We start from the raw sequence: 26,778 nt of genomic DNA, 5'->3' as shown, positions 1-26,778 counted from the left end.
CCAATGCTTTTACTTACCACTTATAACTTATAACTTACCGCTTGGTCTCTACTTTTAACCTATCTTTATCGGGACCCTATTCCTACCGAAGTGCTCACAAGGGCCATCAAACCGCCCGGGTATTTGCGTACCACAATGCTGGCACTTACCGCCGTGATCCAAGTGATACTCACCTAACTCATACCAGTCTCGATGAATAACGAGTCTATGACATGATGGGCAGTAGCTGCTGCCACCATTGGTGTCATGAATATTGCCGGTATAGACATAGTTGAGGCCCTGAGCGAGAGCAATTTCTCGAGCCTGCATCAGTGTCGATGACGGAGTTCTGGGCTTATCTAGCATATGAAAGTCTGGATGAAAGGCGCTGAAGTGCAATGGAACATCTAGCCCTAAATTGTCGGCGATCCATTTGGTTTGCTGCTCCAACTCTTTCATTGAGTCGTTCTCATCGGGGATCAAGAGTGTGGTTATCTCGAACCATACCTGAGTCCCATGCTTAAGGTAAAGCAAGGTATCGAGTACATTGCTTAAGTTGCCACTACAGATCTTATGATAAAAGTCTTGAGTAAAACCTTTCAGATCCACATTCGCGGCATCCATATAGCGATAAAATTCGACTCTGGGCTCGGGGCAGATATAGCCTGCGGTAACCGCCACCGAATTGATCCCCTGTTCATGACAGGCCTGAGCTACATCTACGGCATATTCCAAAAAGATGACCGGATCGTTATAAGTAAAAGCGATGCTCTTACAACCCATACGCTTAGCCGCTGCAGCTAACGCTTCTGGACTGGCTTTCGAGCCTAAAGTATCGAACTCACGCGACTTGCTGATGTCCCAGTTTTGACAGAATTTACAGCACAGGTTACAGCCAGCGGTACCAAATGACAGCACAGAACTGCCGGGGTAGAAATGATTCAGCGGTTTCTTCTCGATAGGATCAATACAGAAACCACTGGAACGACCATAACTGGTGAGTTTTATCTCATTATCAATATTTTGCCGTACGAAACAGACCCCACGCTTACCTTCACGCAGCTGACAATGTCTGGGACAGAGATCGCATTGCACTCTGCCATCATCCAATTGATGCCAGTACTTAGTCTCTACAGTGCTGGCTTCTATAACATTGGCTTCTCCAATATGGCTGTTAACAAGATGAGTTTCACCTGTGTTTCTACTCGATTTAGGCATCATCTGAATGTGTCCACGTTGGCCTATACTTAAAGCCTAGTTTAAAAAATCTAGCCAGGTACCAGATGCTAAGCTCTGTTCGCGCTCCCGCCGTCGCAGGACTGTTTTATCCCGCCGATCCTATTGAGCTGATGATGCAACTCGACGACCTGCTTGTGCTTGCAGATAAACCAGCACTGCAGGCAATTCAACTCCCAAAAATCATCATAGTGCCTCATGCGGGCTATATCTATTCGGGACTTGTGGCTGCCCATGCTTTTAACTGTATTGCAGCAATGGCAGAGAAGATAAAGCGAGTGGTATTAATAGGTCCTGCTCATACTGTCTACCTTCATGGCTGCGCGCTGCCACAAAGCAGCCACTTTAAAACTCCCTTAGGAAAAATTGCGATCGACAAGACCTGTGTCGAACGCTTATTAAAATTTGAAGGCGCTACCATCTCAGATATGCCTCATCAAAAAGAGCATAGCCTCGAGGTGCAGCTGCCCTTTCTACAACATCAACTAACCGACTTCACCTTAGTCCCAATCTTGGTGGGAGATATACATCCAGAATTCATGGCTGACATTTTGGAACAAGTATGGCTAGGTGATGAGACATTAATTGTTGTCAGTACAGACTTAAGTCATTTCCATCACTATGACGAGGCCAAGCGGCTAGATAAAGAGACTTGTCAGCTCATTTTAGATAACAGGCGTGATATTTCTTCCCAACAAGCCTGTGGTTGTCGTGCGCTCAATGCAATAGCCTTGCTAGTCTGCCGCTATAACCTCAATACCACTCAGCTCAGTTATCAAAACTCCGGTGACTGTACCGAGAGCAATGCAGGGGACAAGAGTCGGGTGGTCGGCTATGCCAGTTTCGCCATCAGTTAACATTACCCAAGCAGAGAAGCGACTACTGTTAAAATTAGCCAGGGATACCTTAGTTAACGCTTTTAGCTCTCATCAGTTAACTGCGTCTCCACGTAGCGATTTAACGGCATCGATATTCGACTTAACTCTCGGCAGTTTCGTCACTCTGACAATCCACGGTGAACTTAAAGGTTGTATGGGCTGCATAGAAAGCGATCGTCCGTTACGTCAAAGTATCCCAGATCTGGCCACTAGTAGCGCTTTTTATGACCGACGTTTCTCACCGTTAACAGAAGAGCAACTCGAACGAGTTACCATTGAAGTCTCACTGCTTTCGCCCCTTTTACAACTCGATGTAAACAGTCAGATAGAACTTGAACATTATCTGAATAATGATCGCCTGGGCGTCGTACTTTCTGAAGGTGGTCACAGAAGCGTTTTTCTGCCTCAGGTGTGGGAGCAACTCTCAGATCCTAAAGAGTTTATTGATGCGCTTAAGAATAAGGCTGGCTGGCCCAGTGACTATTGGTCGAGCCATTTAATCATTGAAGTATTTAATGTGCTGCACTTTAATGAGTGCTAGCTAATAGGCAAATACAGCCCAAATCAAACATAGTGCCAATCAGTAAAATAAAGCGGCTAAAACACGTCTAGCCGCAGAGACAGATATTTGAATGAATTACACGACCTTGAGCACTTGAGGTGATTGAGTCTGAAACTTTTCAATCAGATTCAGTAGACCCAAGGCTTGCTGTTTCACATCGCCGACATTTTGATTAAGATTCTCCAGCATGGTCGCACTTTGCTGGATAGTACTGTCAACATTCTCCATGGCCTCAGACACATAAAGTACCTGACTCTGTTGCTCTTTCATGGCTAATGTCACTTTATCAACATTATTTTTCACCCCTTCGCTCGAGATAGTGATCTCTTTTAGAAGCAGGCCTGATTCAGTCACTAGCCCAGCCCCAGCATTCACTTTCTCAACGGAGTCATTGATAAGATGCGATATTTCTTTAGCTGCATTAGCACTGCGCTGGGCAAGATTTCTGACTTCTCCTGCAACAACGGCAAAGCCCCTCCCTTGCTCTCCCGCTCTAGCCGCTTCGACCGCGGCATTGAGAGCAAGTAGATTGGTTTGAAATGCTATTTCATCAATAACCCCTATGATATTGGACATCTTGGTGCTCGACTGGGTTATGCCATTCATTGCCAGAATCACATCATCGACAACACGCTCACCTTCGATAGCATATTTATGAGCCTGCAAAGACATGTTTGCCGACTGATGGGCCTTATCCAGAGTACTACTGATAGATGATTGCATCTGAGTCATAGAGCTGGCGATACTCTCTACACTGGCAACTTGCTCGTCGACCCGCTGATTAAGACCGAACGTCTCCTCTGATGCTTGCTGACTTTTGTGATTAACAACATCTGCGGCAGTTCGGATCTCATCGATCATGGCAACAAGGTTATCGACGGTGCGATTGATGCTCTGCTTCAATGCAGCATACTCACCTTCGACTGCCATATTAAAAGATTCTGAAAGATTACCTTCCGCCACAGCTTTCATCACATTTTTAGATTCGTTGAGGCTTGCTTCGACTGCATCGCAAGTTTGATTAACCGCACCAGAGAGTTGATTGAAGTCTCCATAGGTCTGAATGATAACTCTTTGGTCTAGCTGGCCATGAGATAATGACTCCATCACCTGAGATATCGCCTTCACCACTTGATCACAGGAGGTTGCTGCCGAATTCACACCTAGTTTTAAGTCTAACAATTGCCCTTTGGCGTCGGCTGTCACTTGTTGATCAAACTCACCTTTGGCCACTTTTTTCATCACTTGAATAATGTTATTAATCACATCTTTAGTGCCTGATGCTGCCAGGTTAATGCTCTGCTTTAGTCTGGCTAGGTCACCTTTAGCATCAACTGAAACTTGATGACTAAAGTCTCCTTGTGCGAGTGACTCCATCACCTGAATGATTTCACGTACAATATCATCAGTGATCTTAGAGGCCGCATTGACGCTATCTTTAATCAGAGCAAGTTGCCCCTTAGCATCACACTCCACTTGTTTACCATAAACACCTTGCTGAATTTGCTGCATCACTGAGCCTATCTCAGTAATCACTCTTTGTGTATTCATGATGTTTTGATTAATGGCCTGCTTAAATGTCGTTAGTTCACCAGCAGTGTTAACCGAAACCCTGACACTATAATCTCCACCTTCTAATCTTTGCATTACACCCGTCGAATCTTCGATAAAGGAAGCCATGGACTCAGCAGTCTTATTCACCGTCATTTTCAGGGTATTAAGCTGGCCCAATGCCGGCACTTGCACCACTTGGGAAAAGTCTCCCTGCTGAATAGACTGCATCACTGCACCAATGTCATCGATAACCAACTCGGTATTTTCAATATTTTGATTGATGGCATATTTAAAGGTTTGTAACTCACCAGCTACATCGACTCCCACTCTCACGGTGTAATTACCCGCTTCTAATTGCTGCACGACATTGGTGACATCCAGAATAAAGCTGGCCATGCCCTCAGCCGTCTGATTAACCGTCATCTTAAGAGTGGATAATTGACCCTGCGCTGGTACGCTAACTGACTGAGTAAAATCACCGAGCTGAATCGCTTTCATCACATGACCAATATCGTCGATAACCAATTCAGTATTTTGAATGTTTTGATTAATCACATGTTTAAAGGTGTCTAGCTCTCCAAAGGCATTTACTGTCACCCTGACACTATAATCTCCGGCCTCAACACTCTTCATAACATTCACAGCATCGTCAATAAACATAGCCGTACTCTGAGCCGTGGCATTGACCATCGTCTTGAGTTCTAATAATTGCCCTTGAGCATTCACTTCTACCCTTTGAGTGAAGTCACCGCGCTCTATCGAGTTCATCACTCGACCTATGTCATCGAGTGACTCGGTAATCGATCTCGCAGAGTCATTGATAGTGCACTTAAGATCATCCAGATCTCCTGCCATTTCAGTCTGGACCCTATGTTTAAAGTTTCCCTTCGCTAACTCTTCGACAGTGCCATTGATGTCCTGCACTGCCGAATCGAGGGAGCTAAGCATCTCATTGAGCGCCTGTGCCGCTTGGCCTGTTTCATCTGTGCTACTGACCTTAGTGCGCATAGAGAATCGCCACTGAGACTTTAGCTCAAGAATAAAGGCCGACAAATCTTGAATGGGTGAGGCAATTGAGCGACCGAACTTGATGGCAATTAACACAGTCAATATCAATAACCCCAGCATCATAACGATAAATAGCAACCTAAGAGAAGAGATGGCAGCATAAGCTTCCTCCGTGCTTTGCTCCACAATCAAAGCCCATCGACTACCCATTACAATTAACGGTGCATAGGCTGCTACGACCTGATGACCTAAGTAATTCTGGCTCTCAATAAAACCAGACTCATTGCTCAAGGCGTTATCGACTTGCTGAGTATCGACCATAATATTACTGCGGGAACGAAAGGACTCTTTAACTGAATATTTAGGATCGAAGAAACTATCCGAACGCATCTTCTTATCGCTGCCTATAAGATAAGACTCGCCAGTTTCACCTAAACCAAATGTTGAGCTCATTACCTGAGAGACTTGATCCAGAGGCAGCTGGAATATCAACACACCTTTCAGCAACTCGCCATCGAAAATAGGGCTAGCAATAAAGCTCGCAGGCGCTTCATAAGAAGGGGTATAGGGGGCATAATCGACAAAAACCGTCGTTTTATTGAGGACTGCCTCACGATAGGCTTCTGCCAGACCACTGGCTTTATAAGGGCCAGATTCTAGATTCGTCGCATAATCCAGCTCCTTGTAAACTGAGTAGACCACCTCATGGCTGTTGGCATCAATTAGAAAAATATCATAGTAGCCAAATTCAGAAACATAACTGCTAAAGTCTTTATGGTACTGATTATGAGTGCGGTCATATAGGGTCGAGCTACCGTTATCAATCAGCTTATCTTTTTCACCGAGTGGGTAAGGGTTCAAGCTTATATAGCTAGTTTGCAGTGCCCTGGCAATCTCTGAAAGTGAGGATACTAAGGCTGTATCATCAATACTCTCAGAGGTATCGGTTAAATATTTAGCGCCGAACTCATCCCGGTAATACCGTTTTAAAGTACTTGCACCATCAACTTGATACTCTTCTAAATAGCTATGGTAGCCTTTTGAAAATTCATTCAGCGCATTACGCGCCATACCACTGCGACTCAAGTTTTCCAACTGTGACTGGGCGGTATTGAAATATTGACTAATAATACTCGTCTTCAGTTCAGCCACAGCTGTGAGCGCCGAGGACTTATCATTTGAAAGAGCTTGGGAGCTATTGAAAAGGGCAATTGAAGCGATAATAATCGCTGGAACTAGCCCTATAATGGAAAGTACAAAGGTTAACTTTCTCGCTAGTGGCATGTTATTGAAATAACGGCTCATGTCTTGCCTCCTTTCGTGACACAGATAATCAAAGCCCCAAACTCCCTGGCGCCTGTCATTTTGACACACATTCGATTAACTATAGTTCAAGAGACTAAAGCAAAAAAAGAAATCATCGAAACTGAGCAAGCTTATAACTTTAAAGGCTTGCAAATAGCTATAAACCCTCTTACTTATCAAAGTGATAATTCTTTTATATCATTTAAAGCTATATAAATGGCCATATATTATTAAGCTGGATTTTATATAGTGACTTACCAAAGTCTTCAATCTCAATATAAATGCTAGAGACTAGAGTCGCTTACTCATGTTGACGTATGAATAGGAGCAACCATCAATGTTAAACATATCGTCTATTTGGCCATTTCTGATGAAATCCGTTGACTGATAAAGCTTAATTGCAGGCAAGTTATTTGACATAACCCAGAGATCTAACCATTGCAGTGCAGTGTCATTTTTTGCCCACTCTTCAACCGTTTGGATCAGGCGCTTTCCTAAACCTCCCCCTCTGGCGTCACGATGAACCCCCATCCCTAGTAACGCCCTATGCTCTGTGTGAGGTTCTGCAAGTGCTCTCAAATCAATATGACCACAAATAAGGTTATTCTCATCTAGGGCTACCCAGAGCCTTCTCCAAGTCCCGCTACCGAATTCACAATTTAAGCCATCACTGAACCTCGATTTCATCGATTCTGACATAGTAGAAACCTCACGAGACATTGGCTGAAACAGCGGAACATCTCCCCTACCATTTTCCGCAATTTGCTGATTTAGGTATTCAAAAAAACGATTCAACTCACTCTGTTCTATGAGCCTTATCTCTTTTATCACTCTCCTCGAATTATCAAGCACCATATTTTGCTCCCCCTAAACTGAAACTGACACAATACAACTAAGCTATATAACATTTTTAGCATCAGACCAACAAGATTAATGCCTGATAAATCTACGTGCTACTGCTGTTTTAATAATTTATAAGATTGGTTTTGGTGTTTTGCAGTAAATTAGGTAAAGTGTCGGCTGTTATCACAAGCAAACAACCTAAAAACAATCAAGATGTGCGTTTAAAACATTATAATTCAACATAAGCACATCATTTAGTAGCAAGCTAACAAATGTCATTAATAACAAACTAATAATTATAATATTTAAAGGAAGATGATGAGCGATTCCAAAGACGCTTATGCAGATAATGATCTGCGAGAAGTGAAACAACTGGGCATGTGGGCTTCCATTGCCAGCTTAAGTTATATTTTCTGGATAGTCGGTGGCATGGAGCTCGTTGAGCGCATTGCCTACTACGGTGTCAAAGCCAGTGCGGGCCTTTATGCCAAAGCGCCGGTATCTGAAGGCGGCCTAGGGATCAGCCTCAGCGACTACGGTGTCATTATCGGCATTTGGGCGATGATGCAGACATTCATTCCTGTTTTCACTGGGGGGATCTCAGATAGAGTTGGTTATAAAGAGACGATTTTTGCCTCAACCATAATCAAGATATGTGGCTATTTGGTGATGGCATTTTTCCCAAGCTTCTACGGTTTCCTATTTGGAGCGATACTACTTGCCGCCGGCACAGGAGTATTTAAGCCTGGGATCCAAGGGACCTTGGTCCTCTCAACGGGGAGGCAGAACACCTCCATGGCTTGGGGTATCTTTTACCAGGTGGTTAACATCGGTGGTTTCTTAGGACCATTAGTTGCTGTGCATATGCGCCAGCTCTCATGGGATAATGTATTCTACGCCTGTGCAGCCATTATCTCATTTAACTTCCTTTTCTTACTTGCCTATAAAGAGCCTGGCAAAGAGGCACGCTTAGAGCGAAACCGCAAGATTAAAGCCGGTGAAATACATCAAGAAGTCCTCTGGAAAGATGCATGGAATGAGCTAAAAAAGCCTATCGTTATCTACTACATGTTGGTATTTGCGGGGTTCTGGTTTCTATTTAACTCCCTATTTGATGTACTGCCCATCCATATCGCTGAGTGGGTAGATACCAGTGTTATCGTCACCTCATTGTTTGGTCCAGAAGGGACATCAAACGGGATATTACAATTCTGGCTGGGACTGGATAACACCGGGACTAAGGTGATGCCTGAGGGGATGCTAAACCTCAATGCCGGTATGATCATGACCTCTTGCTTCCTCGTTGCGGCGCTTACGGCAAAATATCGTATCACCACAGCAATGCTGGCTGGTTGCTTACTGAGTATTTTAGCCTTCGTCTTTATCGGCGCCACTAATGCGGCCTGGATGATGGTGTTTGCCATTGCAATGTTCTCATTCGGTGAGATGATGATCAGCCCGAAGAAGAATGAGTTTATGGGTAACATCGCCCCTGAAGGCAAAAAGGCTATGTATCTGGGTTTTGTGATGCTCCCCCAAGGAATAGGCTGGACGCTCGAGGGTTTCTTCGGCCCTAAACTCTATGAGATGTATGCATCGAAGGAGATCTTCTCACTCGAGCTTTTAGCCGAGCGCGGCATGAATGCCAATGATGTGAGTGCGATCCCTCTGGGAGAAGCCTTTACGACACTCGTTGCCTACACGGGAGAGCCAGCTCAGGAGCTAACCACCTTGCTCTACAATACCCATAATATCGGTATGGCTTGGTACATTATCGCTGCCATCGGCACGATTTCAGCGGTGGGGATCTACCTTTACGGTAAGTGGCTGTTTAAACTACAGCAGCGTTAATACCATGGTATAACACCTCTGGGTTAAACCAAAAAAAGCTGACGATTTCGTCAGCTTTTTTGTTATTCACAGCAATCAAAAAGTTAGAATATTATACCGATTGATATTATGCCGCCTGCAAAGGGGCTTTAACTTCAACAACTGCCGATTTTCTAGCGATAAATCGTGCTTTACCCACAGGTAAAATAACACGACCAAATTCAGCGTTTAGTACCTGAGCCATTGCAAAATACATAGCGCTCAAGCCACAGAAAATCCCTTCAAAGCCAGCAATTGTTCCTATCAAGTCGCTGCCGGTAAAGTCACGTGCCGCAAGTAGGAAGAATAAAATAGTCAGTGAACCAAACACGACTTGCTTAGCGAGTGGATAGCACATTGAGCCGATAAACATAAAGCCAGTAAATATGCCCCAAAGCGCTAAATACCATCCCATAAAATTAGCTGGGCTGGTTGCGAGTCCCATTTTAGGCATCACGATAAGACCGACTAACGTCAACCAAAACAGACCGTATGAGGTAAATGCAGTGGTACCAAATGTGTCGCCACGCTTGAAACACATGATGCCTACGATCACCTGTCCAATGCCACCATAGAAAATACCCATCGCTAGGATCATTGAATCAATTGGGAAGAAACCGGCATTGTGGATGTTTAGCAAGACGGTAGTCATACCGAAGCCCATCAAACCTAGTGGAGCTGGATTTGCGAGAGAGTTTGTAAGCTGTGTAGACATTGAATTCCCCTACAGGAAGTAATCAATAGAATAAGTAGCGACGACCATAGCGTCACACTAGATTAACTTTGGTTAATCTTAGCGCTGCGGATTCTAGAGCAAGCACCTAGGGCAAGCAAATGCATACCCCATGTATCTATAGAGGTATTGTCTTTACACAAGAGTAAAAATTACACTTTATTTTCAAACAATTAGTAAGATAAAAGTTAATATTGAACAGAAACAAAAAACCAAGCCACACCCAGATCGCAAATTAACACCAAAGCGAGCTACCGATCACACATTTGATGGATTGTTACTTTAGTTGTTACTGATATCTTATGGCTTCAGCCATGAAATATCGATCTTGATCACAAAACTGCACATTACTTAAGTTTGTGTTTAATAAACAATGAATAAATTTTTTGTACAAAAAAAGGAGCCCGAAGGCTCCCAAGAGGTTCAAAGACTATGAGAAGCAGGGATCTCATAGCGGGGTCAAACTTTTATAATTATAAGTTATTGGGTTCCCTTAAAAGATTAAACCCTAAGGTCACCCAAAGCCCTAGCTCTTACAGCAAAGCTTACAGCGTACGGTCAAAATTATGGAACTTATCGATACCGAACGACTTACCAGTATCATGACACGTTGCACAAGACTCAGAAGTCCCTTCGGTAAACCAACCTACTGTTGTTGGTACATTCAGCTCACCACCATTTTGGCCCATGTGATTCAGTGCTTGGTCTGAATTATGACAAGCAAAACAGTTCGCCGTGATAGGGCTAGTCATCACGCCAGCATTACCTTCGTTATACGCCTTAGATAGCATATATTGATTAGGTACATCCGCTAAGCTCACACCGTCAGCGTGACAAGATACGCAGTTATCAGCATTCAAGCTAGCTGCTGAGTTAACTAGGTTCTCACCTGTCTCTTCGTCGACTTTAGCACCTGAAAGCGCATTACCAATACCCCAGTGCATGCTGTGGACCATAGGGCCAAAGCCTGGTGCAGAATATGCAGCTCTTCGATCTTGGCCATTGTTATGACAGGCAACACAGTCTAAACCGCCGTCTCGATAGCCACCATTCTTGTGATAGTTAGTATCATTATTGTGACAAGTAGTACAAGTATCACCAGCTACATCATGACGACGTCCCCAATCCTGAACCTTTTCGAAGTTAATTGGGTCAACCACATCACTGTAGTTAGTGAATGACACACCAAATTCGCCATCACTATCTTCCCAGTTTGTATCTGCGATGGTAATTCGAGAACTTGCAGAAAGGTTTGCTAACTCATATCCCTCAGTTAACACACCATAACAAACTGAACGAGAACCATCCGCTTGTTCAATATACCCTTCAGTACCATGGCTAATAACACGCGCTACAATTGAGTCATTATGGTAGTTATTGATATAAGCTCCACCATAAGTCACCTCATGTGCGGCGTACATTTCGCCAATATTTAATTGCACAGGCGTCTCACCTGAGTTATCAAACAGTGCGATATCAACACAGTAACCTGAAGTCCAAGCAACGTCTTTGTGATCGATCCACTCATCCATTGTCGGGTTGAAGTATGGGGTACCTGTAGTGGTGTAGTGGTTTGCACGAATAACATCACGCTCATCTATACCAATTAGTGTAGATTTGGCATGGAACTCACGTGCATCAAAATCACCTGTTGCCTGAACAATCGCAGCAGCAGAGGCATCTGATGTGTGACAGTCACTACAACCATTACCAGCAATACTCGTATTGATCACAGGCTCTGCATGACAGCTATAACAGTTAGTTGGGGTGAAATCTTTTTCAAATTTCTGGTGGTTAATATGTCCCAGCTTTTGCATGGTATTTTTAGCATAGCCACCGGTTTCGTCATACTCGCCAGTCTCATCTTGTCCACGAGCAATATTGTTATGACACACCATACAACCGCCAACGAAATCGACTTCGCCAGCAGTGTTTAGTGCAACATATTTAGAATGCTTAATATCTGAAGTAGCATAATCAACGTGACATGAATAACAGGTTTCAGTGGTTGAGGTGTGCGTCATCTCAGGCTTATCAATGATGATATAAGGTGAGCTAGCTATATCGCCACCACCAACCTGTAAACGAATTAAGCCTTCGGTGTCAGCTTGAACGGCGGCCATTGGCGCAACAAATGTATACTGTCCGTCATCAACTTCAGTAATGCTTGCGCCTTCAGTGGGTTCATCCCCGCCAGCAGTTGCTTTGCCACCAACACTACCATCTCGGCTACGCTGAATCCCACTGTCAGTCATTGCTGCAAGGTAAATAGAGGCGTTTTCTAATCCAATGATCGCTGTGCCGTCTTCATCGGTGAGGCTGAACTCAACAGTCACTAGGCCTTCTTCAACCAAATGAGTAATATACTCAACATTGGTTACTTCAGAGACCCCTGTGACTGGCAATGTCGGTGTACCAGGTTCACCGGGTGTGCCAGGTGCACCATCTTCTCCATCTGTTCCATCATCACCACTACAGCCCGCCATGCCGATGGCAGTTATCAGCGCCATCGCAAGTAAAGATTTATTATACGTTCTCATCATTGTATCCCTTTCTAGGTATTTTCTGCTAATGCAGTAAATACAATATAAAAGAAACTAACAAAATCTGAACATATCTATATAAAGTCTGTGATTGGAAATTAAAGATGCTGGCAGCGAAATATCAATTACTAAAATTAGCAATATCACTTTTTGAAATTAGCTTCTAAATACCTTTAAAGCCTATGTCGACTTTAGTAAGTCAGTAACTATGTCAACGATTATTGCTCTTCTACCTTCACTGTAGCGGCGATTTTTCGGCTCTTTTTCAACAAGACAATATTGAGGAGGCTTTAACCCACAATGCAATTTATTAAATTGTTCACTGGCTAAGACTTCTGTTCTTAAAGCTGGAATACTGTCATAAATATCAGCCTCTACAGCAGGTGTAAACGCCACACTGTCCATGGTCATAAGATGACTTAACAACTCCTCTCTATTAGTGACTTTATCCACATCGACTAGCTCTACTCTCGCATTTTGACAGTACATTTCGAGTGGATCAACCCTGTCATTAAAGCCCTTGCTTTCGAGGTATACGAATGAATAACTAGCAATTTTTTCTAAGGTGATCTGAGGTGAACGTTCCCAAATAGGGTGATCCACTTTAGCGGCCAAATAGATATTTTTATGGGTCCCTAAATACTCGCAATTCAGCCCTGCTGACTGCGAACTCTCTAATGCAATACCAAAATCAATTCCACCATTATGAATCAATTCAGCCGAGTTATGACCCCATTGCTGCAGGCGTATTTTGCCAATCGTCTCATGCTGAGGGTGCTGGCTAATCACCATGGCCAGACTAGTCATAATATTTTTAGCCACTGCAACATGGATAATAGGGGTAAAGTCTAGCTCTGGTTCACCTAATCCGACTTGCTCTAGATGCACAAGAATTCGATAAAAATCACAGATAGGCTTATACAGAAGTTCCGCGAGTGGAGTTGGCTTTAAGCCCTGCTGCCTACGGTAAAACAGCTCATCATCAAACGTAGTACGCAGTGATGCTAAACAGCGGCTGACTTTAGGTGCAGACACTTGAAGCTCACTTGCGGTGTTATTGGCATAACCATTCTCATACAGCACTTTGAACACTATCAGGCTAAAAACATCGAGTTCTGATATTTTTTTTAAAGACTTGCTCAGCATAGTGGTAATTCAATATTATTAAGAATAATAACGAATATGTATAACACATGGATGTTTAATAAAGCGTGACCAAAGCGGTTAACTTCGAGGTCGGGCGCAAATATTAGTGATAGGTCACACTAATAAACACTGAATTAGTCTAGGGCTTAATACCAACCTACATAAATACTTGATCATTCTTACTGGTTAAAACCGCTGATAACTACGTTATGAGTTTTGTAATTAGAATAACTAGTTACCAGCAACTCCAGCCTTGTTCTAAGCGGTTTTTCCTGCGTAATGTTATGAACACTTACTTATCCAGATTGGTATAACTCGTCTCTATAGCAATATTTCTTGCGGAGTTAACGTTCGGCTCATTCCCGGGGTCAAGTGAGGATCGAGTATGATATTCCCCACCGAAATTCGATGCAAACCTATAACAGGATTACGAAAGCGGCCAAACATTCTTTTAATTTGGTGATAGCGCCCTTCGACTAAAGTCACTAGCGCAGTGTGGCTATCGACAAGTTCTAAATGGGCAGGCTTAGTGATGATATCTTCAAACTCGAAGTACATACCTTCTGCAAATGCTTTAACGTAAGACTCATCAAGGGGGTTTTGCAGGGTTACTCGATACAATTTACCGACCTTATGATCCGGTGACATTAGCTTTTTCGACCAACGGCCATCGTTTGTGAGTAACAATAAACCTGAAGTATTAAGGTCTAATCGCCCTACAATATGCAAGCTATGCTTACTTTTATCAGTGAGCAAATCTATGACTGTTTTGTGCTTGTCATCTACCGTTGCACTTACCACCCCAACCGGTTTATGCAGCATGACATAGCTTGGGGTATTCGATTGCAGCACTTCGCCATCTAGACATATATGCGAAAACTCATCAATTATCTGACCGATATCACGAGCAACGACACCATCGATCTCCACCAGCCCCTTAGCGAGCAATAACCTAACATGCTTACGATTAATACCTTTTTGACTACTGATAAACCGATCGAGACGTGCGCGTTTAGACTCCATTATTTAGTCCACTTTACTAGACAGCGGAACCACTTTATAGGCACATCGCCTAGCTCCCTCGACAATATGCTCTTCACGAGTGACCCTTGCTTCATCGCTTAAGATTGTTTGAAAAATATTCAGCTCCGAACGACAGAAATTTAAACACTTACTCGCTGCAGCACAAATTGGACAATGATTCTCCATCAACCAATAATTTGATCCATCTTCAACTATCGTCGCCATGTAACCTTCGCGACTTCTCAGTTCTGCAAGTGTGTTCAATTTAGCTGCAAGACTGGTCTTATCATTTAGGCTCGCTTGGTAGAGCGCAAGTGATGCCGCTTCTCTATGGCTGATCAGCTTATCTAATCCAGTATCACCGAACACAGTGATCACCGAATCAATGAGCTGTATAGAGAGCTCTTCGTGTCGATCAGAGAAGTGACTATTACTTTGAGGAGTTAATGACCAGTAACGTGTTGGACGACCTCGAGCTGCTTTTTTATCTTCAAAGATCACATCACCATCATCTTCTAGCCCTTGCATATGCTGACGCACACCCATAGTGGTTAAAGAGAGTTCAATGGCAAGCACTTTAGCCGTTAAAGGCCCTTGAGTTTTTAGCAGTTGAATGATTCTTTCACTGGTTTTCATAATATCTCTCATTTTGTCTACCTAACCATTATTACCGATCTAGCTATTAAGTAAATATTTTTATTTACTTTACTGTTTACAAACTTATATAAAGCGTTTACATTACAAAACACTTAATAAGCAAAAAGGTTTACTAAATGAGTTTACTTATCATCAGCAGTAGCCAAAGAACAGACTCTCAAAGTGCTAAAGTTGCAAGCTATATTGCTAAGCATTCCCCTGAGTTTAAAGAAGTCAGTCATATCGAGCTTTGCCGATACAAGCTAGATTTCTGGGACGGCGAGCAAGAAAGTAAAATGGCACCAACAAGCCCCTGGCCTTTAATTAGCCATCAAATACGTAAAGCCGATGCCTTAGTATTAATCACCCCGGAGTGGGGAGGAATGGCCTCACCATTACTAAAAAACTTTCTGCTCATGTGTGATAACCAAGATACAGCCCATAAACCCGCGCTTCTAGTGTCCGTATCCAGTGGTATTAGCGGGGCTTATCCTATTGCTGAATTAAGAATGAATGCACTTAAAAACAACAAATTAGTCGCTCTTCCCGACCACCTCATCATTCGAAATGTTACAGAAGTACTAAATCACTTAGATGTTAAGCAAAAAGTTATCGACCCAAGAGAAGTCGATCTGAGACAACGTATCAAGTACAGCCTGTATATGCTGCATCAATACAGTGAAAGCTTAGCTATGATCAGACATAGACATGAAAATGAACCCTACCCTAAACAGCAAGAATACTGCTACGGAATGTAAATCTAGCCGTAGGCACACCATCAAATAATAAAGTAAAAAGCGAGGAACGAATTATGCTGCATCTGGAACATTTAAATTTAGTTGTTGAAGATATCCCAACAACACTCAGCTTCTATCAGGCCGCTTTTCCTCATTGGGCAGTTAGGGGTGGCGGAGAGGGAGTTTGGCACGGACAAGCCAGAAACTGGCTACACTTTGGTGATGATTACCAATACCTCACCTTCAACGATGATGGTGTAGGCAATAATCGAGATCTCACAGGGCATCAAGTCGGTCTGGCTCACTTCGCCTTTGTCACCAACAGTCTTGATGCGGTTATCTCACGATTAGAAAAAGCAGGGTTCCCAGTAGATAAGGATGGCGCTAAAGATGAATTTAGAAGAAATGTTTACTACATAGACCCCAACGGCTACGAAGTTGAGTTTGTTCAGTATTTGAGTGATATTCCATCACAAAGAAATAGATATGATGAAGATTAACAGCTGAAACAAGGTCTAGATGATAGATGGTATAGCCGTATCCTGTTAAAAAGATACGGCCCAATATCAGGCATTTTGGCAAGGAGGCTTACAGCCAGATTATTATTTTAACCAGATAATGAGTGCCAACAAGACCAGATAGAAGAAAAAACCAGTGATATAAGCAGAAAAAAAGTCATTTTTCGCTAATCGTTTTTCGTTACTGAACACTATCGGTACAAACAGCGGCTTCTGAATTCGCCCAAAAGACAATACTCTTAGCACCACAGCCCCTGTCGTGTACAACGCAAAAGACAATAAACAATCCCAGAAAAACCAGAAGAACAGTTCGGCTATGCTTCCAATTAACATATATTCTCCTTATTCTGAACATTCAAAGTTTCTACGGTTTAAAACTGCAAGCAAGAGATTGAGAAAACTAAAGAATATTCTATTTATCCCGAGCTTCGATTTTATACTGTACCGCTCAAAAATGTAAATGTCATGTTAAGAATTGTTAATTGTGATCCCACCCTTGCTTCTCTGCAGAGTCTGAAGCACGCTGTCGACTCTCGAAAGGCGATAGCTGAACATTACGTTCTTCTGACTACCTCATAAAAGAGAGCCTTCCTTAAGCTCTTTCAGACTGGTTTTCTGCAACGATGGCTGAGTGTTTATCGGCATAAAAATCGACTTTGAAACTAGTCTCATCATTTAAGAATTCAACCTTATGCCAATATTCAGGGGGTGATACAGCCGTACCACCAGCTGGAATATTTATGGTTAGTTCCACTTCCCCTCGACGACTTTCAAAGCCATAAAATGCTAATTCACCACTGAGTACTGTGATCAATCCATACACTCCAGCCTTAGTATTGTGCAGATGCAAAAACATTTTAGGAATATTATCGACGGTAAATATCGGCGTAGATTTATAATTAACATAACCATTTGGAATTTTATTCATTAATAGCCTCAGTAAATATGCTGCAGAAAGGTGTTAGGACCACATATTAATGGAGCTGATATAGGGTCCCATTACGTCGCTTTAACTAAAGTATCAGAAATACGCAATGCCATACATTATCAAACGACATCTAAGCTTCAGATACCACTTTAACCAAAGATAGCTGAAGAGGTTTACTGATAAATACGATAAACTAAGACTAAATTTAATCACTTTGATCCCAAATGACAGTCCCTTTTAGCTTCAAAACTGAATACCTTCTTGATAAAGCCCATTTCAGTGAATGCTTTGATGAATCGGTGACGCTAGACACTTCGTTAAAGGCATATACCAAAGCTATTGGATTCTTTTTCATCGGAGTAGCATTACTACTAACAGGCATGAACGCTTTCGCTTCATTTTTTGTTATCGGATTAGGCGTGCTAGAAGCACTGAATATTAAATTTAAAAAGACCTGGTGGTTATGGCGACAGATGATGAGTAAAGCGGCTGGTAATAACGTCACGCTAACCGTAGATGAGCAAGGCATTAGCACTGACTCTTTTTACGTAAAAAGCGAGATCTTATGGTGCGATGTATCCGAGATTAAATCGACTCAAAGAGGCTTCCTCATCAAGCATTCAGGTACCAGCTATATCTCAAAGCAAGTACTCAATGAAGAAGCCATTAGCTTTATAACCAGTAAAATATAACCCAAGTACGGCTAGGTTATGAGTCTTTCAGATTCGCCATAATAAAAGCATCCACGTACTCGCCATCTCTAAAAGCGTAGTCTCTAGCTTCCCCCTCAATAATGAAGCCATTACGCTTATAGAGTGCGATGGCAACATGGTTATCAGTATAGACTTCAAGCTCGATTCTTCTAATGGCAAGCCAATTATGTGCCAGATCTACCACTGCATTAACCATTGCCTCTCCGACTCCTAGCCCCTGAAACTTCTCATCTACCGCCATCCCTATATTGGCAACATGTTTACGCCTGGGGTTTGTCATCACTTCCATGCCTATTTGCCCCGCCACCACTCCGTCTATAACAGCCACTAAGCTGTGGAAGTTTTCAGGTATATCGCATAAACGTTTTTGCCAACGCTGTAACGATGGAAATGGCTGCTGTAAAGTACCGCCATAACAGGAAGGTTGAGCATAGATACTTTTAATCACCTCTATGTCGTCAATATCGCTATGCCGAATTTCAATCGTATTACTTTCTCGTTTATCCAAAGTAGCCCCTCAGCGATTTTCTTGTCATCATTTTATCATCCATCTAATTTACACAATTATTAAAATATTTAAATACGCTTTTAAGCATCTATTTGAATAAACTAATTGCTAGAGATAAAGTTAACGCCTTCTCTTATTCATTAAGGCGAAAAAGCCTAAAAGTGCTACGCTTAACCCTATGGATAAAGCACCACTAAAGAGTACAAAGGATATGTACCAACAATCCCCTCTAAACCTCACCCCTTTTCCTATTCTCGCCTGTAACAAATTGGGAGGGATCACGGGTACAAATAGTTGTTTTAGAAATACTTTTGAGGTGACATCAAATAACTTCAATGAGATGATGGCGCACACTCTTTTTAACTTTTTTGATATCGGACTGACCTCCTGTCAGCCCCTTTTTTTAGAACACCTCAATAACAAAGAGAACTTTTTATCTTATCTAGTGATTAATACCAAAAAGTTCAGTGTTAGCGTAACGATTAATCTCAATCCAGACGACCCTAACGAATACTGGTTATTAGTTAATCCGTGCTGTGAGTCTCAAATACAAGCGAGTTTAGTCAAAAATAAATTGCACAGATTAAATCACGCAATAAAAGGGGCTGATATAGGTACCTGGGAATATACACCTGAAACAGAGCTGAGTTACTTCTCCTTAAAACTAAAAGAACTTGTTGGTATAAAGGCTGACACTCCGCTTAGCTGGCATCAATTTAAGGCTCTGGTCATAGAAAAGGACAGGGCTAACTTCGAACAACTCACTCAACAAGAATGTAAACCTGGAACTCGTCTTTGCTTTGAGTTTCGACTCAATAAAGCGGGTAAAACTTGCTGGTTCAAACTCAATAGCGAAGCATTTTTATCCGATGGGGAAAAGTTCACCATCACTGGCTCGTTAATCGATTGCACCGAAGAAAAAGAGAACATACTCGCATTACGAAATGCCATAGAGTCTAAAAACTTGGCCTTAGAAGCTGGAAACATAGGCAACTGGCGTGCAGAGTTAGATGAAAATCAACAATGGGCATGGGACTGGGATGCGAGAGCTAACGACATGTTTGCGCTAAACCCAACAGATATTGGCCATCTTCAAAAGTGGGTAGACCGGCTTCACCCAGAAGACTCTGCAGGTGTACTAGCAGCAGTGCAACACTCTTTAAATACCGGAGATAATTTTGATAAACAATATCGTACTACCTTACCCTCTGGCGAAATCAAATATGTACTGGGAAAAGGTAAAGTTGGTCGAGATAAATTAAATAAAATATCTCGTATTGATGGTGTCTGCATCGATCAGTCCCCTGTATTTGAGGCTCAAAATGAATTACAGAAAATCAATGATGAACTCGAAGCCAGAGTCAATTTACGCACCTTAGAATTGCAACATGCCAAAGAGAAAGCCGAACAAGCCAATCAAACAAAAAGTGAGTTTCTTTCCATGATGAGTCATGAATTAAGGACGCCCATGAACGCAGTGTTAGGCTCCTTAGACCTATTAACCCTCTCCAGGCAAAGCCCTGAATCAACAGAACTCATTGAAACAGCTGCCACATCGGCCAGCAATTTAGTCACTATTTTAAATGACATTCTTGATATCACTAAAATTGAATCGGGTAAATTACAGCTCGAAGAGCGAGATTACTCCGTAGCTGAAGCTATAGATAATGTTATAAAAATATTTCTCCCTGTAGCCATTAAGAAAGGCGTTAGCCTTAGCGTCGAAGAAGATCCATCAATCCCTCTCTTTTTAGAGGGAGACGTACTTAGAGTTAGGCAAGTCTTATTTAATTTGCTTGGCAATGCCATCAAGTTCACTGCAAGTACTAATGATAATAAAGGAGAGGTAAAACTAAAATCTGAAGTGATTGATCACAATAATACTGTATATAAAATCGCTTTTACAATTTCTGATAACGGTATTGGTATCGACAAAGATACTCAAAAAAAACTATTTACGCCTTTTACCCAAGCCCAGCGCTCCACAACACGTAAATACGGAGGAACAGGATTAGGGTTAGCCATTTGCGGAAAGCTGGTTAACTTAATGGGTGGGACAATTAAGCTGTCCAGCACACTTGGTGAAGGTTCATCTTTCAGAGTTGAACTTCCTTTCTTGCACTCAAAAAAAGCAGATGAGCACTATCAACTTTCAAGCGCCAAAGTGGCACTCATTCAACTTTGCGACCATCAAGACCGACAGCTCAATAATATAACGAACCACTTAAGAACTGAAAAATGCCAGCTAACACACTATGAAGTTTCAAAAATTGATTCTGCTATCGCTGAAAATGATGCGGTGTTACTTTTATGCTGTAACTTACCTCCCCATAAACAAGCCCTATTAAGTATCTATCAAGCTCATCAGCTTGCTTCAAACTTGCTCATAGGCGTACAGTCCGCACAAATCAGTCAGCTCAGAACGTTAATGCCACAGAGTTTATTGCTATCAATTGATCCTTTGACTCGAAACCAGCTAGTCACATCAATAAAAAAACTAATAGACCAAGAAATTTGCTTGGCACTCGATGAACTTGATACCGATGATCTGGTGGTAAATGTCATGGACGATACCAGAGTAAATCAACAAGCTGATATTTTAGTAGTCGAGGATAACCCATTAAATCAAAAGCTTATAGAGAAGCAGTTAGCAGCGTTAGGTTACCGATGCGATCTCGCAGACGATGGGCTAGATGGCATAGAGAAATGGCAAACCACCGACTATAAAATTATTCTTACTGATTGCCATATGCCTAACCTTGATGGCTACAATATGACAAAGAAGATCAGAGACATGGAACAACAAGATCAAAAGCAAGCCATTCCAATCGTCGCTATTACAGGTGCTGCGATGAGTGGAGATGCCGAATATTGCTATTCTACTGGCATGAATGATTTCGTTAGCAAACCCATCATATTGAAAGATTTAAAAAAAGTAATGAAGAAGTGGTACCTAGATAGTTAACAACAATGCATCGAGCAAGATATAGACAACATACTAAACAGTACAGGATGTTTCATATAAGGAATTTAATGATGAACGGAGGGACTCGTAATATCTTAAATAGAGAGATCATGATTGACCTGATTGGCAATGAGCCTGAGCTAATCAAGCAGTTTGAAATCGACTTTTTAAAGCAAGCCAAAGTCTCATTACAAAAAATTGCCGACATGTATAACGCCAGCCAAATAGGTGCAATAGCAGAAGAGGCTCACTTTCTAAAAACATCGGCCAAAGCCGTTGGCGCAGAACAAATATCTCATTTACTACAAGCACTAGAAATGTCGGGGTCAGAACACAATAAACCTGAGTGCAGAAAACTCATTTTACAGACTAGAGTTGCCCTACACCAAATACATGGAGTGATAAGCAATGACAAATAAGGTCAAGTTAGCCTGTCGACAGCCTAAGGTGATCATGATTTATGAAAATGAAGATGACATTCTTGGTGCTGCAAGCATCATTGCCGATCAAGTCGAAGAATATAGAACCGTTATGCTTAATAGCGAGATCGGCGAAAAAATACAAATAATCAAGCCTTCGGTTCTCTTGTTCGCCCTTTCCAACGTTCAACGTAGTATCGAACTCTATACTAAGCTCATTACCGATCAGCATTTAGACTATCCACACTATGGTATTTTACTTTGTAAAAACCGCGAATCTGGAGTGGCATTTAGATGCTGCATTAAAGGTCTATTCGATAATTATTTCGTTTATCAGCCTTTATACGAAAAATTTCGGCTAAAAATGATTGTTCATAACGGATTACTCATCAGTCAGTCTGCAGAAAAGTATAAAGGCTTAAATGAAGAACAGTTTGAATTTATCGGAGAGGAGTTAACAGCCTTAATCGACTCCGGCGGAGAGTGTAAACAATCCTTACTCAATTCAATTTCTAAATGTAAGCAACAAATTAAAGAGACCGAAGCGAGTCTTGTTGAAGAGAGTAAAAGAACCAAAGTATCCTCGAAGGAACTGATAGAGAAAATCAATAAAACCCATATTGAGCCATTACTTGCAGAACTGGAAAACAACATAAAGATAGGCTTAGACGGCATGCTGCAGCAACTGCTTGCGAAACAGCTTGGACTAAAAGATTTAGAACATAGAGCCATGGAGTTGAGCAGTATAAAAGCAGCTGATCCTCAAGTGATCTTAGATGCTTTATCTCCAGAAGCTAGCCTCTGTGAAGAAGCAGTGGATATGACCAATAACGCTAACGAGATAAAGCGTATCTTAGTGGTAGAAGACAACCAAATCTATCGAGATATGCTAGTGAGAGTACTGGCCAAAGAAGCCTATCAGGTCGATGAAGCCGCCGATGGCTTGAGTGCATTAAAAAAGATCAGAAGTAATCAATACTCGCTAATCTTAATGGATCTTTTCATGCCTAATTTAGATGGTATCAATACCACAAAACAGATTAAGACCATCAATGGCGGAGAGGACATTCCGGTGATTGCACTCACTGGAAACAAGAACAAAGAACTCATAAAAAAGTGGGCTGAGCAGGGATTGCAAGGCTATATTCTCAAACCATCTTCTAAGCAAGAGATCTTGGAAGCCGTCAGTCGAACGGCAATCTAAACCAATAAACATAGGGCAAAGCCCATCGAGCTAATAATGTATACGTTCGATGGGCTAAGTTCACTTATTCAAGTGTATGTATGATTCGGTGGGCAAATTTCACCTATTCAGCCGAGCATAATCCTCTTTGCTCCTCGTTCCCCATGGCTAACATCTTAGGCAAGCTATGTTGAGCCTCTGAAAACTCAGTTTTATTACTCCAACCAAACCACTTAATATCGATTAATGCCTGTGCTGTGGGACCACCTAAGGTATTACCTGGGCCAAGTACAATCAGCTTATCGGGGGCAAACTCTTTCACTGCAACTTGAATAGCCTTAGAGAAATCATAGAGCTCAAGAACTTGCTTCCCTAGTGTGTAATCCCTTAATTTGGCTATATCAGTACTGTGAGGTGTCCAGATATGACCTTCGCCATCGATGAGCGGAATTGACGGCTTAGAAAACAGCGACGATGACAATGTTCCAAAGCCTTTCTCAGAGATACTCTCCAGCAATGGAGTGTGAAAAGCACCATGATTATATAGCCTCATAGGGTACTTCTCGTCAATCTGAGGCAAGAGTGTTTCGGCGCGTTTCAATCCCGCTTCATTACCCGCTAACACTCTATAGCCACCAAGGTGTATAGACGTAAATAGCTCACAACCATCTTCATCGCTGATGGTCGCGATGGTACGTTCGACTAGGCTCGACAAGTTTTCATCAAGCTGCCATTGAGCATTCATCACCGGATAAATAAGCTGGCCACCTATGAGTCCATCTTGCATCATAGAGCCCATAGTATTGACCACTTCGATTCCCGCTTTGCCAGCTAAAGCACCGGCACAAGCCATAGCGATATACCAGCCCATGGAGTTGCCTGTGACAGCAACAATTTCATACCGCTCGGTATCGATATCCATAAAATCACATAAGGCGCAGGCATAAATAAGCGCCGAGGCATTTTCCCCAGGCGTGTGCTGTTTAAACGAGTATTTAGCTGCACCGTCTATTTTAGTCACACTCGCTTGCTTCATCTCTCCTCTAAATCGATCGATATTAGCGATAATCGACTCTTTGTCTTGGTGGAAACGCTTAAGGTAGCCCAGCTCATCCTTGTTATAACAACCCCTTCCAGGAGCAACGACAACAACCCTCTTTTTAACAGTTTGTTTAACTGGCGTAGCTTGGTCATTAGCCGCACTTTGTGCTTTAGTATCTAAGATCATGTTACAGAGCCTCTTTCAGCAACTGGTGATTTAACTCTTTACCGATAAGCTTAAGAGCTGCTTCGACTATGCTGTCTTTACTTGGCAAGGGTAAGGTTGCTGCATCTGCTAGGGGAATAAAGCAATCTTCAGCGGTTAATCTGGCCAATGGAGGACACTCACAGCCTAACTCTTCATAGAAACCAGAAACTAGCGCCTCACTGATAGAACCTGTCTTCCTACATTCATCCACTATCAATATATGATGACAGTCTTTTGCAGATGCTATGATGGCCTCTAAATTTAATGGTGCCAGCCAACGAATATCTATCACACGGACCTTAAGACCAGAAGCTTCAAGTACCTGCTCGGCTTGTCGGCTGAGATAATACCCATTGGCATAACTGATAATACAGAGGTCTGTCCCTTCCCCATGCAGTGCTACCTCCCCTACTGATATTGGCTCAGCGTCCTCCTCAGGCAGGTAATGGCTCGACCATAACCCATCATCTTTACAGTACAAATCTTTAGTCATATATAGGGCGATGGGCTCTAAAAAAATCACCACTCTTTGCTCTTCTCTAGCAAGGCGAACACACTCTCTGAGCATCTCAACGGCATCATGACCATTAGAAGGGCAAGCAATGATTAACCCTGGGATGTCTCTAAATACGGCAAAAGAATTATCATTATGAAAATGGCCACCGAAACCTTTCTGATAGGCCAAACCCGCAATACGGATCACCATAGGATTAGTAAATTGGCCGTCAGAGAAAAATGACAGTGTTGCCGCCTCGCCTCTAATCTGATCTTCGGCGTTATGTACATAAGCCAAGAATTGGATCTCGGGAATAGGTAAAATACCATTGTGCGCCATGCCTATAGCCAGCCCGAGAATAGAGGTCTCATCCAATAACGTATTAATCACTCGATTTGGACTAAAACGTTCAACCAGACGAGATGTGACATGGTAAACCCCGCCCTTCTTGCCGACATCTTCCCCACAGACCACTATGTTACTGTATCTCGCCATCATCTCTGTGAGTGCAAGGTTAATCATTTTGCCCATATGCAAAGGCTTATTTAGTGATTGTTTATCCGCCTTTAGCAAGTCAGCTCTTTGAGATGCATTAAGAGGAGGAAAGTTCGCGACCCCACGCTTAGGCGGAATAATAGATTTCATCGCATCAGCGACACAAGTCAGTTTAGGTCGAGTTACCGCCATTTTTGAGATAGCTTCTATCCGCGCCTTCATCGAGAGATATAACGCAATAATCTGCTCACTGTCCATCACCCCAGATTCAATCAATTGCTGCGCAGTGATCAGTAAAGGGTCTTGCGCTTCATTATCTAATATCTGCTGCTTCTTCATGTAGGCTATCTCGGCATCACTGCCGGCATGACCCATTAAGCGTACGGTTCTTACATGTAAAAATACCGGTTTACGGTGAATACGGGCAAAGTCCGCTGCCGCCTTGCTCACCTTGTAGCAGTCGAGAATATCTCTGCCGTCACAGTAAAAATACTTCAGTCCGGGACGCTGACTGAAATTGGCAGAAATCCAGCCTTTCGGAGTAGGCGTAGATATACCTATTCCATTATCTTCACAAATAAAGACTAAGGGCATAGGGACTTGCTGATAGGACGCCCAACAGGCTGAGTTTATCGCGCTCTGTGCACTGGCATGATTGGCAGATGCATCACCAAAATTACACAAGACGACACTATCTATTGGCATTTCAGATGCGAGTGATAGACGCTCTGTCAATGGGATACTCAATGCAGCACCCACAGCTTTAGGGAGATGAGACGCTATCGTTGAAGTTTGCGGAGGAATATTAAGACGCTTACTGCCTAAGACTTTGTGGCGACCACCCGAGGTGGGATCATCACTCGATGCTGCAAACGAAAGTAACATATCATAGAGCAAGGTTTCACCAGGGACATGGCGTCCACGCTCAAGCATAAAAGCGCCACTACGATAATGTAGAAAGGCCATATCAGTCGGCTTAAACGCTAGACCATAGGCAGCATTCCCCTCATGACCGGAGCTACCTATGGTATAAAAGCCCTCATTTCTGCCTCGCATCTTTCTCGATTCAATATCTAACAGTCGACTCTTTAGCTGTGACTCGAATAAACCCACAAAATCACTCTCGCTGAGTCCGATTTTTATATGATCCCAACCCTCGCCGATATCACTAAAGGCTTGGTTGCGCACTAGCTCAAGAAACTGACGTTCTACTGCAACGGCTCTATCTTCCATAATCTACCTATTTTACAAT

At 42.6% G+C, this 26,778-nt stretch carries 22 protein-coding genes; 9 read left to right on the top strand and 13 right to left on the bottom strand.

Going from position 1 to position 26,778, the window contains the following annotated elements; translation table 11 throughout:
- Positions 1-54: 54 nt before the first annotated feature.
- Positions 55-1,197 (bottom strand): AmmeMemoRadiSam system radical SAM enzyme, encoded by a 1,143-nt coding sequence (amrS, locus tag FM038_RS05015; RefSeq protein ID WP_142872935.1) that lies wholly within the window; start codon positions 1,195-1,197, stop codon positions 55-57.
- A 65-nt stretch (positions 1,198-1,262) separates the two neighbouring features.
- Here amrS and amrB point away from each other — a divergent pair, with 65 nt between their 5' ends.
- Entirely contained in the window at positions 1,263-2,072 is an 810-nt protein-coding gene (amrB, locus tag FM038_RS05010) for an AmmeMemoRadiSam system protein B (RefSeq protein WP_142872242.1), read from the top strand.
- On the top strand, positions 2,050-2,634 hold the full coding sequence (gene amrA, locus FM038_RS05005) for an AmmeMemoRadiSam system protein A (RefSeq protein WP_142872241.1): 585 nt from the start codon (positions 2,050-2,052) through the stop codon (positions 2,632-2,634). The genes amrB and amrA overlap by 23 nt, the downstream gene beginning before the upstream one ends.
- Positions 2,635-2,730: 96 nt before the next feature.
- On the opposite strand, the gene FM038_RS05000 is transcribed toward amrA, so the two are convergent.
- Positions 2,731-6,522 carry a methyl-accepting chemotaxis protein gene (locus FM038_RS05000; RefSeq protein WP_195873209.1) on the bottom strand — a complete coding sequence of 1,264 codons (3,792 nt, stop codon included), beginning with the start codon at positions 6,520-6,522 and terminating at the stop codon, positions 2,731-2,733.
- A gap of 291 nt (positions 6,523-6,813) precedes the next feature.
- Entirely contained in the window at positions 6,814-7,377 is a 564-nt protein-coding gene (locus FM038_RS04995; protein ID WP_142872238.1) for a GNAT family N-acetyltransferase, read from the bottom strand.
- 306 nt (positions 7,378-7,683) lie between these two features.
- Between FM038_RS04995 and FM038_RS04990 the strand changes: the two genes are divergently transcribed.
- Positions 7,684-9,216 (top strand): MFS transporter, encoded by a 1,533-nt coding sequence (locus FM038_RS04990; protein WP_419555615.1) that lies wholly within the window; start codon positions 7,684-7,686, stop codon positions 9,214-9,216.
- A gap of 106 nt (positions 9,217-9,322) precedes the next feature.
- On the opposite strand, the gene FM038_RS04985 is transcribed toward FM038_RS04990, so the two are convergent.
- The 5 genes from FM038_RS04985 to FM038_RS04965 form a co-directional block, all read right to left on the bottom strand.
- The gene (locus FM038_RS04985; protein WP_142872236.1) at positions 9,323-9,949 is read right to left on the bottom strand and encodes an acetate uptake transporter; all 627 of its coding nucleotides are present in this window, start codon (positions 9,947-9,949) and stop codon (positions 9,323-9,325) included.
- 563 nt (positions 9,950-10,512) lie between these two features.
- Positions 10,513-12,507, bottom strand: coding sequence for a multiheme c-type cytochrome (locus FM038_RS04980; protein ID WP_142872934.1), 1,995 nt, complete (start codon positions 12,505-12,507; stop codon positions 10,513-10,515).
- A gap of 183 nt (positions 12,508-12,690) precedes the next feature.
- Positions 12,691-13,656 (bottom strand): LysR family transcriptional regulator, encoded by a 966-nt coding sequence (locus FM038_RS04975; protein ID WP_142872235.1) that lies wholly within the window; start codon positions 13,654-13,656, stop codon positions 12,691-12,693.
- A gap of 321 nt (positions 13,657-13,977) precedes the next feature.
- Positions 13,978-14,679: a pseudouridine synthase gene (locus FM038_RS04970; protein ID WP_142872234.1), complete on the bottom strand. Its 702-nt coding sequence runs from the start codon at positions 14,677-14,679 to the stop codon at positions 13,978-13,980.
- A gap of 3 nt (positions 14,680-14,682) precedes the next feature.
- Positions 14,683-15,315 (bottom strand): helix-turn-helix transcriptional regulator, encoded by a 633-nt coding sequence (locus FM038_RS04965; protein ID WP_185965757.1) that lies wholly within the window; start codon positions 15,313-15,315, stop codon positions 14,683-14,685.
- 137 nt (positions 15,316-15,452) lie between these two features.
- Here FM038_RS04965 and FM038_RS04960 point away from each other — a divergent pair, with 137 nt between their 5' ends.
- Both FM038_RS04960 and FM038_RS04955 read left to right on the top strand, forming a co-directional pair.
- The gene (locus FM038_RS04960) at positions 15,453-16,073 is read left to right on the top strand and encodes an NAD(P)H-dependent oxidoreductase (protein ID WP_142872232.1); all 621 of its coding nucleotides are present in this window, start codon (positions 15,453-15,455) and stop codon (positions 16,071-16,073) included.
- 53 nt (positions 16,074-16,126) lie between these two features.
- Positions 16,127-16,552, top strand: coding sequence for a VOC family protein (locus FM038_RS04955; protein WP_142872231.1), 426 nt, complete (start codon positions 16,127-16,129; stop codon positions 16,550-16,552).
- A 102-nt stretch (positions 16,553-16,654) separates the two neighbouring features.
- On the opposite strand, the gene FM038_RS04950 is transcribed toward FM038_RS04955, so the two are convergent.
- Both FM038_RS04950 and FM038_RS04945 read right to left on the bottom strand, forming a co-directional pair.
- Positions 16,655-16,903, bottom strand: a complete 249-nt coding sequence (locus tag FM038_RS04950; RefSeq protein ID WP_142872230.1) for a hypothetical protein — start codon at positions 16,901-16,903, stop codon at positions 16,655-16,657.
- Between the two features lie 259 nt (positions 16,904-17,162).
- Complete coding sequence (locus FM038_RS04945; RefSeq protein ID WP_142872229.1) at positions 17,163-17,498, bottom strand: TehB family protein; 336 nt, start codon at positions 17,496-17,498, stop codon at positions 17,163-17,165.
- Between the two features lie 224 nt (positions 17,499-17,722).
- Here FM038_RS04945 and FM038_RS04940 point away from each other — a divergent pair, with 224 nt between their 5' ends.
- A complete protein-coding gene (locus FM038_RS04940) occupies positions 17,723-18,190 on the top strand; it encodes a YcxB family protein (protein ID WP_142872228.1) in 468 nt (155 codons plus the stop codon).
- 16 nt (positions 18,191-18,206) lie between these two features.
- On the opposite strand, the gene FM038_RS04935 is transcribed toward FM038_RS04940, so the two are convergent.
- On the bottom strand, positions 18,207-18,719 hold the full coding sequence (locus FM038_RS04935) for a GNAT family N-acetyltransferase (RefSeq protein WP_195873208.1): 513 nt from the start codon (positions 18,717-18,719) through the stop codon (positions 18,207-18,209).
- A gap of 211 nt (positions 18,720-18,930) precedes the next feature.
- Between FM038_RS04935 and FM038_RS04930 the strand changes: the two genes are divergently transcribed.
- From FM038_RS04930 to FM038_RS04920, 3 genes are all read left to right on the top strand, one after another.
- On the top strand, positions 18,931-21,684 hold the full coding sequence (locus FM038_RS04930) for a PAS domain-containing hybrid sensor histidine kinase/response regulator (RefSeq protein WP_142872227.1): 2,754 nt from the start codon (positions 18,931-18,933) through the stop codon (positions 21,682-21,684).
- Between the two features lie 68 nt (positions 21,685-21,752).
- Positions 21,753-22,103: an Hpt domain-containing protein gene (locus FM038_RS04925; protein ID WP_223293002.1), complete on the top strand. Its 351-nt coding sequence runs from the start codon at positions 21,753-21,755 to the stop codon at positions 22,101-22,103.
- Positions 22,093-23,307 (top strand): response regulator, encoded by a 1,215-nt coding sequence (locus FM038_RS04920; protein WP_142872226.1) that lies wholly within the window; start codon positions 22,093-22,095, stop codon positions 23,305-23,307. Before FM038_RS04925 ends, FM038_RS04920 begins: the two co-directional genes overlap by 11 nt.
- Before the next feature lie 103 nt (positions 23,308-23,410).
- Here the strand turns inward: FM038_RS04920 and FM038_RS04915 are convergent, their stop codons facing one another.
- Together FM038_RS04915 and FM038_RS04910 are read right to left on the bottom strand one after the other, a co-directional pair.
- Positions 23,411-24,514, bottom strand: coding sequence for an ACP S-malonyltransferase (locus FM038_RS04915; protein WP_142872225.1), 1,104 nt, complete (start codon positions 24,512-24,514; stop codon positions 23,411-23,413).
- A gap of 1 nt (position 24,515) precedes the next feature.
- Positions 24,516-26,759, bottom strand: coding sequence for a dehydrogenase E1 component subunit alpha/beta (locus FM038_RS04910; RefSeq protein ID WP_142872224.1), 2,244 nt, complete (start codon positions 26,757-26,759; stop codon positions 24,516-24,518).
- Positions 26,760-26,778: the final 19 nt, after the last annotated feature.

It is taken from the genome of Shewanella eurypsychrophilus (genome assembly GCF_007004545.3).
In the GTDB taxonomy this organism is placed as follows: Bacteria; Pseudomonadota; Gammaproteobacteria; order Enterobacterales; family Shewanellaceae; genus Shewanella; species Shewanella eurypsychrophilus.
This window is presented reverse-complemented; position numbering and strand designations above follow the sequence as displayed.

What these genes read in the sequence shown, in the direction of transcription:
- FM038_RS04965 (WP_185965757.1), bottom strand. Translation starts at nt 15,315, where the DNA reads ATGAAAACCAGTGAAAGAATCATTCAACTGCTAAAAACTCAAGGGCCT.
- FM038_RS04985 (WP_142872236.1), bottom strand. Translation starts at nt 9,949, where the DNA reads ATGTCTACACAGCTTACAAACTCTCTCGCAAATCCAGCTCCACTAGGT.
- FM038_RS04915 (WP_142872225.1), bottom strand. Translation starts at nt 24,514, where the DNA reads ATGATCTTAGATACTAAAGCACAAAGTGCGGCTAATGACCAAGCTACG.
- FM038_RS04910 (WP_142872224.1), bottom strand. Translation starts at nt 26,759, where the DNA reads ATGGAAGATAGAGCCGTTGCAGTAGAACGTCAGTTTCTTGAGCTAGTG.
- FM038_RS04945 (WP_142872229.1), bottom strand. Translation starts at nt 17,498, where the DNA reads ATGAATAAAATTCCAAATGGTTATGTTAATTATAAATCTACGCCGATA.
- FM038_RS04930 (WP_142872227.1), top strand. Translation starts at nt 18,931, where the DNA reads ATGTACCAACAATCCCCTCTAAACCTCACCCCTTTTCCTATTCTCGCC.
- FM038_RS04955 (WP_142872231.1), top strand. Translation starts at nt 16,127, where the DNA reads ATGCTGCATCTGGAACATTTAAATTTAGTTGTTGAAGATATCCCAACA.
- FM038_RS04950 (WP_142872230.1), bottom strand. Translation starts at nt 16,903, where the DNA reads ATGTTAATTGGAAGCATAGCCGAACTGTTCTTCTGGTTTTTCTGGGAT.
- FM038_RS04975 (WP_142872235.1), bottom strand. Translation starts at nt 13,656, where the DNA reads ATGCTGAGCAAGTCTTTAAAAAAAATATCAGAACTCGATGTTTTTAGC.
- FM038_RS05000 (WP_195873209.1), bottom strand. Translation starts at nt 6,522, where the DNA reads ATGAGCCGTTATTTCAATAACATGCCACTAGCGAGAAAGTTAACCTTT.
- FM038_RS04940 (WP_142872228.1), top strand. Translation starts at nt 17,723, where the DNA reads ATGACAGTCCCTTTTAGCTTCAAAACTGAATACCTTCTTGATAAAGCC.
- FM038_RS04970 (WP_142872234.1), bottom strand. Translation starts at nt 14,679, where the DNA reads ATGGAGTCTAAACGCGCACGTCTCGATCGGTTTATCAGTAGTCAAAAA.
- FM038_RS04960 (WP_142872232.1), top strand. Translation starts at nt 15,453, where the DNA reads ATGAGTTTACTTATCATCAGCAGTAGCCAAAGAACAGACTCTCAAAGT.
- FM038_RS04980 (WP_142872934.1), bottom strand. Translation starts at nt 12,507, where the DNA reads ATGAGAACGTATAATAAATCTTTACTTGCGATGGCGCTGATAACTGCC.
- FM038_RS04990 (WP_419555615.1), top strand. Translation starts at nt 7,684, where the DNA reads ATGAGCGATTCCAAAGACGCTTATGCAGATAATGATCTGCGAGAAGTG.
- amrB (WP_142872242.1), top strand. Translation starts at nt 1,263, where the DNA reads ATGCTAAGCTCTGTTCGCGCTCCCGCCGTCGCAGGACTGTTTTATCCC.
- amrA (WP_142872241.1), top strand. Translation starts at nt 2,050, where the DNA reads ATGCCAGTTTCGCCATCAGTTAACATTACCCAAGCAGAGAAGCGACTA.
- FM038_RS04995 (WP_142872238.1), bottom strand. Translation starts at nt 7,377, where the DNA reads ATGGTGCTTGATAATTCGAGGAGAGTGATAAAAGAGATAAGGCTCATA.
- FM038_RS04920 (WP_142872226.1), top strand. Translation starts at nt 22,093, where the DNA reads ATGACAAATAAGGTCAAGTTAGCCTGTCGACAGCCTAAGGTGATCATG.
- amrS (WP_142872935.1), bottom strand. Translation starts at nt 1,197, where the DNA reads ATGCCTAAATCGAGTAGAAACACAGGTGAAACTCATCTTGTTAACAGC.
- FM038_RS04925 (WP_223293002.1), top strand. Translation starts at nt 21,753, where the DNA reads ATGATGAACGGAGGGACTCGTAATATCTTAAATAGAGAGATCATGATT.